The 14,796-nt window shown below is 36.8% G+C and carries 8 protein-coding genes; 1 reads left to right on the top strand and 7 read right to left on the bottom strand.

Annotated elements, in window-relative coordinates; all coding sequences use genetic code 11:
- The coding region (locus C7972_RS20345; protein WP_146216362.1) for a glycerate kinase at positions 1 to 215 on the bottom strand (215 nt) is incomplete at its 3' end.
- A 1,280-nt stretch (positions 216 to 1,495) separates the two neighbouring features.
- Between C7972_RS20345 and C7972_RS20340 the strand changes: the two genes are divergently transcribed.
- Positions 1,496 to 2,752 (top strand): site-specific integrase, encoded by a 1,257-nt coding sequence (locus C7972_RS20340; protein WP_110358008.1) that lies wholly within the window; start codon positions 1,496 to 1,498, stop codon positions 2,750 to 2,752.
- Between the two features lie 535 nt (positions 2,753 to 3,287).
- Here C7972_RS20340 and C7972_RS20335 read toward each other — a convergent pair.
- The 6 genes from C7972_RS20335 to C7972_RS20310 all read right to left on the bottom strand — a co-directional run.
- Complete coding sequence (locus tag C7972_RS20335) at positions 3,288 to 4,913, bottom strand: sodium:solute symporter (protein ID WP_110358007.1); 1,626 nt, start codon at positions 4,911 to 4,913, stop codon at positions 3,288 to 3,290.
- Between the two features lie 182 nt (positions 4,914 to 5,095).
- Positions 5,096 to 5,791 carry a DUF1080 domain-containing protein gene (locus tag C7972_RS20330; protein WP_110358006.1) on the bottom strand — a complete coding sequence of 232 codons (696 nt, stop codon included), beginning with the start codon at positions 5,789 to 5,791 and terminating at the stop codon, positions 5,096 to 5,098.
- Between the two features lie 59 nt (positions 5,792 to 5,850).
- Complete coding sequence (locus tag C7972_RS20325) at positions 5,851 to 8,358, bottom strand: glycoside hydrolase N-terminal domain-containing protein (protein ID WP_110358005.1); 2,508 nt, start codon at positions 8,356 to 8,358, stop codon at positions 5,851 to 5,853.
- A 114-nt stretch (positions 8,359 to 8,472) separates the two neighbouring features.
- Positions 8,473 to 9,873 (bottom strand): sulfatase-like hydrolase/transferase, encoded by a 1,401-nt coding sequence (locus tag C7972_RS20320; RefSeq protein WP_110358004.1) that lies wholly within the window; start codon positions 9,871 to 9,873, stop codon positions 8,473 to 8,475.
- 272 nt (positions 9,874 to 10,145) lie between these two features.
- Positions 10,146 to 11,732 carry a RagB/SusD family nutrient uptake outer membrane protein gene (locus C7972_RS20315; protein WP_110358003.1) on the bottom strand — a complete coding sequence of 529 codons (1,587 nt, stop codon included), beginning with the start codon at positions 11,730 to 11,732 and terminating at the stop codon, positions 10,146 to 10,148.
- Positions 11,733 to 11,755: 23 nt separating this feature from the next.
- Positions 11,756 to 14,796 (bottom strand): TonB-dependent receptor (locus C7972_RS20310; protein ID WP_146216361.1); only part of this gene is annotated, 3,041 nt, incomplete at its 5' end.

Raw genomic sequence — 14,796 nt, 5'->3', positions numbered from 1 at the left:
GGCCTCATCAGGGGATCCAAAACGGAAATCGCAATTCGTTGGCCGCCAACCCCGTTCAAAAGAGCTTCAAGTACGCCTTCACCACCATCGGAAATAGGGATTTCGAAGATTTCGGCATTCGGAGCTACCTTTCTGATTCCCACAGCTATATTGGCAGCCACTTCTTGGGCCGATAAACACTCCTTAAAAGAATCAGGGGCTATTACGATTTTCATTTTAACTTGATTTCAACTGTATAGCACTAAAATGATTCACAGGTGAATATTTTCAATTTGACCTCCATACCACTTATCCATTATTGATACGAGTAGTCTATTTTGAAGAGATAGTAATTTCATAAACATCCTGAACCAATAGACAACATTATAACCGTGACCTTATCCCAAACCCAGAACATACCATTAACGTTTACTATCTAATAACCATGAGTGCCACAAAACACTAATTTACACTTTAAACAGTTCATATACATATATTTGGAGACACATATAAAACAGCTACCAAAAAATATTCCCAGTACATCCCTGAACAAACACTGGCTGCACCATGAGTACAATGCCGAAACAAATATTATAAATTTTCAATTCAAAAGTATTCTATATTTAACCCAAAACTGACTATTTTATACCATATAATAAACTTTAAAACCCAGATGAATCGCACAAAACAAGTATTGTCTGTTTAGCATGGACAACGGATCAATCCCAAAAGTTGTTTGTGAATTACAAAAAAATATAATTTACTATTTTAAGTTTGTGTCCTGTTCATTTATTGCATCGCCCAAATGCGTAGCATTCATGAATACCATTAAAAATCAATAGACCAGCCGATGAATAAAAAACGACCAGGGCCGAATAACCAAGGTACGGTGTACCTTGGTTAGGAGGAGCCAGCTGTAGCCATGGCTAGGCTGATTTTAAATTTCTTTAAATCTACGCACTTTCCACGGCCCCAGCGTCCAATATGAAAACCACTTAATTAATACGAAATCGAAGATTTACGAAAACCTATAAAAAACAATAATAACCAATTAAGTAAATTAAAAATAGGCCGTTTCTTTATTCCATCCACACTAACATAGTGTCGATAAATCATCACCCTTTGAAGATACAGTTCAGGGGCGTTAGAAATACAGAATTCTTACTATTTAGATTAACTCAACTATTTGCATAAATATCCAAATACCCAGAAATTGTTCTTGATCCATAAAGTAAGCCTTTTTCAAATTTTTGGCAAAACAAAAAAGGCTCCCAATTTCTTGGAAGCCTTATCTTTGTTACTGTGGGCCCTACTGGGTTCGAACCAGTGACCCCCTGCTTGTAAGACTTTGATTTCGAGTTTTAAAAGCAATCAAAAAATATATAAATTATTTATTTACAGTTAGTTAAACTCTTTTAATAAAATTCCATATCATACAATATCATATGATTTCAAAAAAAAGTGTGCACAAAGTGAGCATTATTTTTTCCTAAATTTAGGTAAAAATAAGAAGAAAATGGCAAAAGTCAGGTTGATATTGGATACCAGAAAATCGGCAAAAAGTTCGAACAATGGACTTTACCCAGTAGCCATCCGACTATTTCATAAAAAAGCAAGAATCATTCGTCTACCTTATCATTGTCCCAGATCAGGATGGGATGATAGATTTATGCGTATGAAAAAGTCTGCTTACAAAAATAGCCACATAGATTGTGACAAGGCCAACGAAAAAATATATGACCAACTGCAAACAGCCCACAAACTTATCACCGACATGGGTGGCAGCATCAACTCCATCGATATCGACACATTAGTCCAGTACATACACCAAGCTTGGGACAAAAAAGTGGATACGAAAATTCGCGATGATGTTGATAACGGTATCACCTTGAGGGAGTGGGGAAAAGTGATCATAGACAGAAAACTAATGTCCAACAAACCTAGTACTGCATCTTGGTATGAAGGCGCCATTAGGACTCTCACCAAATTTAATAAGGGGAAAGACCTACGACTAAACCAGATAACCGTGACCTTTTTGACCAATTTCCAGATTGCACAAGAGGCGAAAGGCAACTCCAAAAACGGGGTAAGTTGCTATTTGAGGGCCATAAGGGCGTTATATAACAGCGCTATTAGGGAAGACCGATTTTACACGAAAAAAAATCCATTCGACCATTACAAAATACCAACCTCCAGACGAACCAAAAAAAAGGCCATCGAAAAAGCGGATTTTATAAAAATTAGGGATGTATACTATATTACGGGCAGCCCCGTATGGCACGCCAAAAATTATGCCCTGGTCATGTTCAACTGTAGGGGAATGAATTTTGTTGATCTGGTAAAACTAAAGACAAGCGACATACACCAAGACCGCATATTTTATGGCCGAAGTAAGACCGGTGACCAGCTATCCGTCCGCATAACTGAAGAACTGTCAGAAATATTGGGCTATTATACCGCGGGCAAGGCAAAGGACGATTACTTGTTCCCGGCAAATTATGATGGCAGCACAAAACATTATGAAAAATACAAGACCCTCAGACGAAGAATGAACGGCCACCTCAAGACCATTGCCAAGGATGCCGGAATAGAAGAGAATTTCTCCACTTACACCATCCGCCATTCCTGGGCCACCATAGCCAAATATATGGGAATACCCACAGAGATTATCAGTGAAGGACTTGGCCACAATTCCCTTAAAACGACCCAGATCTATTTACGAAGTTTCACCAACCACGTTTTGGATGAGGCCAATGAAATGGTGGTTTCCTAACACAAAATCTTAATAATTTGAATATTCCGGTTTGTTTTGTAAATCGTGATTAATTACACTAATATAAGTAATATCTCTCTACCATTATATTTAATTACATTTCATTTAAGCAAAAAATATGAATATTTAATTTGAGCTTTGATTCTATGGTAACAAAGAGAGTTGACACCTCCATATAAATTGATCCATTGTAAATTATACAAAATTTCTGTTCACCCTAGCAGACCCAGTTATACTTCCAACTTTTTATAATTTTTATCCGGTTTAAAAGAATCAAGGAATATTTTTGGAGAATGATCTAAATTAGGCCTATAATTTAGTAAGCCTAAACAAATCAATTTCAACATCTCTTAAGCCATTAATTTTCGTGCTTAACACTTTGAAGTTTTCATTAAATTTTCTGCCGAATCATTGGTGCTCTTATAATTGAACTAATTCCGAGTTTCAAAGTACAAAACTAACCGAACTATTCAAGTAGCCCTATATATATTATGGGCTGAATGTTAACATGCTTTTCGGTACTCTAAGAATAATTTCAACTGAATAGAATGTATAATAAAACTATAACTATAAATAGCACCAGTGCCAATACTTTAAAATCTCCTATCCCTCTCCAAGCATCTCCTTTCAATGACTCTAAAGGGCTAGCCCAGATCAAGTTTTCACTATCAACGGTATGTACATGAGGTTTAACCAATGATACCATTATCATAATGAATGAACAAAATATGAATAAGTAGAATGCCGATAATAAAAAAGGTACGTCCCAATCTGTAATTTGTTTAAACCAGTCAAGTAAGAATACCATAAGCCCCATTATGGACCCAAGTACCAGTGTCATCATAGCCCCCTGCGTTGAAGCTTTTCTCCAGAATACTCCAAAAACAAAAACTGTTGTTATCGGTGGCGCTAAATAAGATATTATGGTATTGATCCCCTGATATAAAGTTGGAAACTTACCTACTAATGGAGACCATAGTATAGCGAGCACCATCGCGACCATGGTTGCCAACCTACCTATGTTTACCAATTTACTGTCGGAAGTGTCCGGCTTCCATCTTTTATAAATATCAAAACTAAAAAGAGTTGCTATTGAATTTAATGCGCCTGAAACTGTACTCATGAGCGCTGCAAGCAAGGCTGCTGCCATAACACCAACCAATCCCGTAGGTAATAATTCACGAATCATAAAATCATAGGTGTTTTTGGTATCTGTGAGTTGTGGTAGCTTTCCTTGATTTACCAGTCCTAGACAAATTACCCCGGGCAAAATAAAAATAAATACAGGGATTATCTTTATAAACCCCGCAAAGAGTGGTCCAATACGCGCATGCATTTCATTTTTAGCTCCCAAGACTCTTTGCACAATAGTTTGATCCGCACACCAATACCAGAGTCCTATTACAGGATAACCCAGTAACACCGAATACCAAGGCAAATTAGATGCATCCCCCGAGGGACGCATTACTGTTAGCATCATTGGGTCCACATTGGCTGATAAGCCTTTCCAACCTCCAATTTTATCATAAGCAATTGTAGTTAGAATAACAGATCCAATAAGTAAAACAACGGTTTGCAGGGACTCTGTGACAACCACGGCCATTAAACCTCCAACAATGGTATAGATACCGGTTAGAATTGCAGTAACAATTATGCTGGTCATGATTGGAATTCCAAACAAACCCTCCAGTACAACAGCACCAGTATAAAGTGTGAATCCAATATGTATCACGATGGCCGAAACAATTGATACCACAGCCAGCCAGTTCCTCGGGCCCTTACCATAACGTTTTTCAAGAAAATCGGGTAATGTTGCTATTTTAGAACGGAAATACAAAGGCGCAAAAAAGAGAGAAAGAGCAATAAGTGAAAATGCCGCCATCCATTCAAAATTGCCATAAGCTAAACCATTTTCATATCCTTCCTGTGCGAAACCAATAATATGAATGGTAGATATATTGGTCGAGAACAAAGCCAGTCCTATTAGAGGCCAAGTAAGTTTCCCGCCAGCCAAAAAATAGGATTTATCCACATATTTTCTTTGGCCATTTACCGAAACCCATATGCCAATACCGACGATCAAAACAAGATATACCGCAATAACCACAATATCAATTGAACCTATATTTATACCGGGTTCTGAGCCAAAAACTTTATCCATATTTGCTGTTTTCTTTATAGGTTATATTTTAATTCTACAAGTCCTTTTTATAGAATAGTTTCATTCTATTTTTTTTATTTTAACCTAACTTGTTTAACTACCTTACATTATCCGATTGATTTATCCTTTTTGAATGAGGTATTATGCTAATGTCTTTATTTTATTATTGACATTGCCGATTGTTATTGTTTTTTGATTTGCACTCCGTCTATTAAAATCAGATTACTATTTAGTTGTTTCTCGTTTAAACCTGCCAGAACGATCTCTGGATTATGTATCAGTTTTAACTTTCTATAACTTACTTTAACTGGCGGACCCGAGTGTATTTGCAATGCAATGTACCCTGAACGTTCGCCATTAGGATCTTTTATCGCAGAACATAATTCTCCATTTACAGCAGTCCAAATCCGATCACCAACCGCTAGAATTTCATAACGATTCCACTTATCTCGCTTTACGACCTTTTGACATTTATCTCCCCAAGCAAGTTTTTTACGACCATTTTCATGATAAATCTTCCCCCATAATCCCTTTCCAATATCTGCTTGATAACCATATGCTTCACCATGTTCTCCGATTTGTTTTGAACGAAATTGAATACCTGCATTACGATTCTCTGGGTCAAGTTTTACCTCTAACATTAAATAAAAGTCTTTTACTTCTACATTCGACCATATAAATTCATTTGAAGGGATTTCCCTACTAGAAAACCCTACAATGGTCTTTCTTTTTAAAGTCCAGTAACCATCATCTCCGGACCAATCTGTAAGATTTTCCCCATTAAAGAATTGCTTGTCCACAAATTTTTTATGAGTCTGAGCCATTAATAAATTTGTCATAGCCACACAGACAACAAAAATTAGTTTAATTTTTTTCATTTTTAAACATAATTGATTACAAATAATTGCTTGGTATAAGATAAAATTAAAATAAGTTTTTATTTGAATTGAAGATGGTAATATTGCCCCTTTACCGTGTCGAAGTAGACGTACCCCTTCTTGATATTACGCTTCACTTTAACAGCTTTCCCATTGCTACTGACACTAATTTTCATTTCAGGGAACTCTTTTATTTTAATCTGATTGTGCGATTTTGAAAGCACAATAGCTTCAAGAGGTTTTCCTTCTTTCCATTTTAAGTCTATTTCAAATGCACCTCGTGCACACAAGCCTTCAAATGAACCAGTTTGCCAACCTTTTGGTAACGCCGGAAGCAATTGCAATATGTTTTCCTTTCCATGGCTTTGCAACAACATTTCTACCATTCCCGCAGTCCCAGCCCCGTTGCCATCAAAAAATATGGGAGGTTGTGTGTGCATAAGGTTTGGTAAGGTATTGTTTTTCATTAGGTATTGTAATGTCTCATAAGCTTTTTCTCCTTCCAACAAGCGTGCATAAAGATTCAGCAAGTGTCCTCTGGACCATCCATGGCTAACTCCACCATTGGTCTGACGAACCTGTACGCTTATTCGTGCAGCTTCGAATAATGCAGGAGTTTCGTTGGGCATGATTTCACACCCGGGATAGAGGCTATATAAATGCGAATAATGGCGGTGATTAACTTTCCATTCTCTATATTCTTTGTCCCATTCCATAATTCTACCATCTAAGCCAATCTGGGGTTTTGCAAGTTTTTCCCTAGCTTCAGTTATTTGGGCTGTTAGCTCATTATTAACTTTGAGAATTTCTGATGCTTCAAGAAAATCAGTAAATGATTCGTATATAATCATTTGGTCTACCGTAGGGCCCATACAAGCGTTAATTATCTCTTCACTACCGTCAACATAAAAGCCGTTCTCGGGTGAAGCGGATGGTCCGGACACAAGTTTTCCTGTTTGTGGGTTTTCCACAAGCCAATCTAAACAAAACAATACATTATCTCTTAAGATTGGATATGCCATATTTGAAAGGTAGTCTTTATCATTAGTAAACCTGTAATGCTCCATCACATGGGACACCGACCAAGCTCCTCCCATTGGCCACATTCCCCAAAACGAATGCCCTGAGAATGCGGCTTCTTTCCATGCATGTGTTGCGTGCGTGATTAGAAATCCGCGGCATCCTAGTTTCTCCGCGAGCTGCTTTCCCTGCCCCAACCGAATATCGTTAATCAGGGAAATAAATGGTTCATGTAAATCAGAAAGATTTGTTAATTCAGCATGCCAAAAGTTTTGTTGTACATTTATATTCGTGTGCCAATCCGAATGATTGGCCGGATTAGGATTACCGTTCCAAATACCCGTAAGGTTTGGAGGTAATGTCCCTTTACGTGAAGAAGCGATCAGCATGTAACGTCCCATTTGAAAAAGGTCTTCCAATAAGTCAGGGTCACTCCCCCCATTATTAAAAGATTTCAATCGTTCAGACGTTGTCATCTGCTTTACACCTGGAGCTGTCTCTCCAAGGTCAATCGTTGCTCTTTCAAAATAGGCTTGATGATCTTTAATATGGCGGTCTTTCAAAACTTTATATGAATGTTTTTCAGCTTCAATGATTGTGTTCAAACAAGCTTTAAGACGATCGTGCCTCCGTGTCAAGAATGGATTATTATAATTATAATCAGTGGAAGAAGAAATTAAAATAGTAATGGTTTTCGCTCCTTCTACAAGGATCTCATTGTTTCTATTTACGGTTTTACCCTCTTCAGTTATAACCTTTGCCATTGCATGAAAACGAGTACCCATGTTCTTACCGGTAGTTTCTTCAGCCTGCAATTTATTTTGGGAATTAGAATTTTGCGCCTGTCCCCACATAACTAAAGTGTTCGCATTTACTGGTTCAGTAGTGAAATCGGCAAATCGATCCATGCCAATTGATAATGATAATGCTCCTTTATTCTTAGATTCAATCCTAATAGCAATTATGTTGTCCGGATGTGACACAAAAACCTCTTGCTTTATCGAGTTTCCGTCATTAAGTTCATAGGTTGATACGGCCAGGGCATCATTCATTGAAAGTTTTCGACTGTAAGTTTTAGGGACAGAATTTTCTAATGTTGTTTTATAATTTAATCTCAAATAACCCAAGGGTTGGAAAGCTCTTGGCGTAATTCGGGGAACTAACAAATCTTTATTTATCATATTCTGAGCCTCTTCATATTTGCCTGCCCAGAGAAGCTCACGAACATCCTTAACTATAAAATTCAAATCTGTCCTGTTCTGCATTGAATTACGGCCTTGCCAAATTGTTTCCTCATTTAGCAGGATTTGCTCATTGGGAAACCCGCCAAAAGGCATAGCTCCCAGTCGTCCATTACCAATAGGATAAGCATGTTCCCATTTTTGGGCAGGTTCATTATCTGTTACTTCAAATTGCCTGAGCTTAGACACTTTAAAACTATTGGCTACTTTTCCTTCATTATTCTTATTTGTACAACTGATATTAATAGCTAACACCAAAACTATCGACCGAAACAATACTGCAAAGGACATAATTTTATTATTCATCGTAATGTTATTTAATTTTAATTATTATATAATTAATCATATTTTCAGATTACTAATAATTTATTAGAGAAACTCAAACTCGACCGCCTTTAAATAATTTTATGTTTCATTATTTTATTTGGGTTGAACCAATAGATAATCTTTGTCGTATTCCTCTAATTGTAAACCTTTCCAAATTGCTCCCTCAAGAAATACAGGATGAGGCTGTTCAACATCCCATTTCCCCAGTTTTTTCAACAAATCACGAGTGATTTCAATATTCTTTAGAGCGACATTCTGCTGCTCTGAAATATCATTTTTCAAATTGTAAAGCATTGGCAAGCGGTCAGGTAGACGCACCAATTTCCAGTCGCCATCCCTTATTGCTGCACTAATGGTAAAACGCCATTTAAGTTCCTGGTGGGGCACTCCTAATTTTTCACCATTTATGTATGGGATAAGATTTACACCATCCATTTTATCTTCTTTGCTGACCCTTCCTCCTGCCGTTTCAACAAAAGTAGGAGCAAAATCAAGGGATGTTACAGGGTGTGCATAAATCTTTCCAGAAGGAACCACCCCTTTCCAATTCAAAATAAAAGGCACCCTGACCCCCCCTTCCAACAAAATCCCCTTTTGTCCGTTAAACGGGGCATTAACTGAAGCATTGCCCCTAGGCCCTCCGTTGTCACTAATAAATGCGATAAGCGTGTTTTCAGCAAGTCCCTCTTCTTTAATAGCCTCGATTATCCTTCCCACATTTATATCAAGCCGATGGACCATAGCACAATATATCCGCCTTTTTTCATCCTTAATGTGACTAAACAATGCTAGATCTTTCTCTGTTGCTTGCATGGGGCTATGTGGGGCATTAAAAGAAGCGAATAGAAAAAATGGTTCGTTTTTGTGTCTCCTAATAAAATCAACACATTCTTTCCCTTTATCATCTGTAAGGTAGGTAATAGGGGCTGGTGATTTATAGTTGCACTCAATAGGAGAAAGGTAACCTTCCCCATCCGGTTCCGAATTAAAATAGTTGTGTCCTCCTCCTGTATACCCCCAAAACTCATCAAAACCTCTTTTAAGGGGATGAAATTGAGGTTTGTCACCTAAATGCCATTTACCAACCAACCCACATATATATCCCATTGGTTTTAACCTGTCAGCTATTGTTTTTTCAGAAAGGGGCAACCCAAGGAAATCAGGATCAAAACCTAGTTGGCTACCGTCAATATTGTTATCATGCCCGAAACTGACCTGATTACGTCCAGTTAAAAAGCCTGCACGAGATGGGCTGCATACCGGTGAAGAAACATACCCATTGGTAAAGGATGTACCCTCATAAGCTAATCGGTCAATATTTGGTGTTTTGATTTGATGGCTCCCGGTAAATCCAAGATCGCCATATCCCAAGTCATCAGCTACAATAAAAATAAAATTGGGCTTCTGATCTTTAGGATTCTTAGTCTGTTGTGCATAGCAATAAACATTTAATAATAATCCCCAAATCAATAAAATTATAACTTTGGCATCCATTGGCTTATAGTTTGTTATTATTCGCTAGATTTTTTTCTCGTTTGACCATTACTACCTCTATCAAAAAAAATCTTTTCTTGAATAAAGTAGATTAAAATTAATCAGTGTTACCTAGATGATATTTAAATACGCATTAATATCCTCATAGTCCCTTTTCATCTTTAACAATATTAATACAGATATTACACTTATATTGAAATATGAGCTTCCCATATTTTTGAATTGTCTTATATAAGAAGCTCAAGTATCAGAATCAATTTGAAAAATTAACCTTATTCCCACAATGGGTTTTGAACCAGTCCTTCTGAATTGTCAATTTCAAATTGAGGAATTGGCCATTCCAAAAGTTTTGGTGAAAATATACGCGTTCCGTGTGGCGTTACATTGCCTGCAAAATCTTCCACATCTCTCTCCATTTCAACATCCGCAATACCCCATCGACGGATATCAAACATAAACAATCCTTCTCCTGCAAATTCTATCATTCTTTCTTTGCGAAGAGCTGTTCTTAATTCCTCTTGAGTCGTCGCTGTAATTGGCTGAAGACCACCTCTAGCACGGATTCTGTTTATACTTTTTATTGCTGAATTAGCTCCTGAATCTGTAATATTACCAGTTTCAATTTTAGCTTCAGCATTCATTAACAATACATCAGCATAACGTATAAGCATTATATTTGCGGGTGAATCTCCTCCATTAGGAAACCAAGATCCTGCAATAGAAGTATCATCTGTTTCGGCTGTAAATTTTGTAATTAAAAATCTCGTTTCTGCTCTTGTATAAATTCTAAATCCCGGTTCCCAAACTTGTCCTGTATATATTGTTTTTCCTGGGTACGTAATGGTTGCGTCAAATCTAAGGTCACGTCCAAGGAACCTAGGATCACCAGGAGTTGGCATTTCTTGATAAGGACCTGTTCCCACTGGTGACCCATCAATATTTTCATAATTATCTACTAAAAATTTAGTTGCCCAAAACCACATATTACCTCCGCGCGCACTTTTATAACTGCCGTCATTATCAAAAGGTTGCCCTTCTCCAAGAAGAGGTCCCACATACTGGACAGCAAAAACTGACTCCTCATTGTTATCATGCTCCAACGTAAATAAGTTTTTATAAGCATCTGTATCAAAGCTTGTGCTTCCGGGAGAGGTCTCACCAAATAATCCATAGATACCCGAATTAATTATATCTTCGGTAATGGAAAGAACACTTGGATAATCATTTTCTCTTAGCAATACTCTTGCTTTTAATGCCATTGCTGCTCCTTTGGATACACGTCCATGTTCCACAACATCAGGGAGTATTGCAATTGCTTCATCCAAATCTTTTAATATTTGTGCAATGACTTCTGCTTTAGTACTTTTTGCGATTTGCCTCATCTCAGAAACCGTTGTGGAAGAATTTAAATGTATTGGAACGGACCCATAAAATGCGGCCAATTGACTATAAGCATAAGCTCGAATAAACTTAGCTTGTCCTATAAAATTATTAATTTCAGCCTGTTCAAAATTTTCAGTAGGCACAGCATTGTCTATAAATAGATTAGCTTTAAAAATTAATCGATAATGATCCCGCCATATCTCTTCAAATTTGCCATTTGAGGGATCTAATCCAACTCCTGTTTCAAAATTGAGTTGAACCCTATTTGTTGCAAGCGGAGATAGCCCCATTTGCCACATAAAACTTCCTGCAACATTAATGATTTGCAAACCATCATACACCCCTGTCAATGCCAAATCTGGTATAAAGTTTTCAGATGATAGTTGATTAATTGGCGCTTGTTCTAAAAAATCGTCTGTACATGAGGTGCTTATTATTGCAATTAATACCGCAATAAACAAAATTATTTTTTTCATAATATTTAGTATATAAATAGTTATTAAAACATTAACTGAAGTCCCAATGTAATTGTTTTTGTTAGTGGATAAACTCTTCCTACACTTTCTGGATCAAAATGAGGTAAATTTTCAATGGTAAACATGTTTTGTCCGTTTAAATATAGTCTTGCTTTTGAAAGGCCAATATGACCTATTGCATTTTCAGGTAATCTATATCCTATCTGTAATGTTTTAAAACGAAGAAAACTAAAATCATGCATCCAATAAGTGCTATTTATAAAGTTTCCAGAAGTTTCATCTAATCTTGGTAAATTGGTATTCAAATCAGGATTTCTTGTTTCATGATAAGCATTTAGCCACTCCTTTCCTGTAGCACCACGTCCTCCTGGAAATGCAAAAGGTCTAGCAGGTGACGCAGTAAGAAAATCCCTGCTTCCTAAAGAACCCTGCAATAAAACATTGAAGTCAAAACCTTTATATTCAAAAATCAAATTTAACCCAGTATTAATTTTTGGTGCAGGTGGATCTAAAATCTTTCTATCATCCGAATTAATAATTCCATCAACTGCATCAAAAACACCATCATTATTCGTGTCAACCGTTAACTGATCTTTATATATTAAATCTCCAATTTGTGGTGTTTGTGGTTGTGAAGCATGGTTATCAATCTGATTCTGAGTTCTGAAAATTCCTTCTGACTCATAAGTATATACAGACCCTATGGGATAACCTACTTTGTTAATATAACTCCCGAAAATTTCTTGATCCTGCCCATCGTTAAAGGCTACAATTTTATTTTCTGAATGAGATAATGTCAAACCTGCTGAAAACTTTAATGCATGTTCGCTATTCCTATAATTAAGTGCCAATTCATAACCCTTGTTATCAACAATTGCAAGGTTTTCGAATGGTGCCGTAATAATACCTCCAAACAAAGGAGCTTGAATTCTTCTTAGAATACCATCAGTCCTACTTTTAAATACATCAATTTCTCCAGTAATTTTATTGTTAAATAAACCAAAGTCCATTCCAACACCATAGGTTGTAGTTTCCTCCCAAACTAACTGTGGATTCGCTAACTCTGAAAGAAAAACTCCAGGTTCAATTACTTCATCAAAAGAATAATTTGCTCCAAAATTCAATGTAGAAATAGAGGAGTACAAACCTAAACTTTGGTTATTTCCTACTTTTCCAACCGAAGATCGCAGTTTTAAAGTCGAAATAAAATCTACATTTTCCAAGAAACTTTCCCGATGCATATTCCATCCCACGGATACTGAAGGGAAGAATCCCCATCTTAGGTCTTTTCTGAACTTTGAAGAACCATCATATCTAAAACTTGCTTCAAAAAGATATTTGCTATCAAAATTATAATTTACCCTTCCGAAATATGAACGCAAATTGTCAAATGTTTTATTTCCCCCTATTTGAAATGAAGTTTGATCCTGTGGCCCATCTAACACGAATATACTTTCATCGATTAAATCATTACCTGAGGCCCTAGATGTATCCCATCTATTTTCTTCCTGTGAATAACCCCCTAAAACAGAAATAAAATGTTGATCACCAATATCAAAGTCATAATTCAAAATAGTATTTAATGTTATAATTCTATTGCGTGAATCAGACTGAGAAAAAGTATTGTTTGCTGCACCTTCCACATCTATACTGTCATCTATAAAGTGGTATCGCAGAAATTTTTTCTGAATTGATTGGGTATTTATCTGATCATTATTAACGGTTACTGAAGATGTTAATTTTAAATTCGGTAAAATATCATAAGTAGCAAACATTTTTCCGATAAATGCATTGGATTCCCTTACACTCAATCTGCTATTTAAGATTGAAAGAGCATTACCACTTCCTGAGTTCGTATATCCATCATAGCCAAAACGACCATCAGCACTTATTGGAACCATATATGGAACAGTAGAATTCACTGTACTTAATACATCTTGAATATTTCCTCCAGGACTTGTCCTTTTAGCATAGTTTCCATAAATATTCATTCCTACTGCAATTTTATCAGATACTTTTGAATCAAAATTTAGTCGAAAACCAATTTTCTCATTTCCTGTATTTTCAACCAATCCATCTTGATCCAAATAATTTATTGATGCTGCAACTCTAGCTTCTTCAGAACCTCCGTTAATACTCAATCGATGGGATTGCATAAATGCCTTTCCTCCCATTACCGTTTCATACCAATCTGTATTTGGATATAATTCAGGGTTTGCTCCACCGTCATCTATAAATTCTTGTATTATAGCATCTGAAGGAACTGTATAATTGTTAGTGCGCTCTCTTACTAATCGCATATAGGTTTCTGAATTTGAAATTACATTCGGCAATTCAGTAGCTTCGTCCCAACCTGAATAAACATCATAGTTTACAGATATCTTTCCTACCTTTCCTCTTTTTGTTGTAATCAATATAACCCCTGCAGCTGCCCGCGCACCGTAGATGGCTGTAGAAGACGCATCTTTTAACATAGAAATTGAAGCAACATCACTTGGATTAATATCATCTAATGATCCTCCCACGGCACCATCAATAACTACTAAAGGTGTATTATTAGCATCACCTAAAGTATTCTGACCCCTAATTAGAATAGTCGAACCACTGGAACCCGGTTGAGAACTTACTTGCGTCGCAGATACACCAGCAGCCATACCGACAAACGCCTGAGCCAAATTCGTTATTGGTTTTGAATCTATATTATCCAAATTAACAGTTGTTACAGCTGCCGTAAGATTTTCTCTTTTTTGAGAACCGTACGCAACAACTACAATTTCATCTAAATGTGTACTATCTGGCAATAATGTTACTGTAAAAGTTCGCTTTTTGCCTATTGTAATCTTTTGGGTTGTAAAACCAATATAGGAAACCACCAAAATTGCATTTTCATCCTCCACAGAAATTGAAAAATTACCGTCGAAATCAGCCTGTGTTCCATTAGTAGTGCCCTGCACAAGAATATTGGCCCCTGGCAAGGGGGTACCGTCCCCGTCCGTTACGGTACCGGAAACAATGACTTGCACCACCTCCTCATGATTACCGTTACGAGGCCTTTCCCTAATGA

This window comes from Arenibacter sp. ARW7G5Y1, assembly GCF_003201775.1.
GTDB lineage: Bacteria > Bacteroidota > Bacteroidia > Flavobacteriales > Flavobacteriaceae > Arenibacter.
Note: the sequence above shows the minus strand (reverse complement) of the source record. Positions and strands in the feature narration are given on the sequence as shown.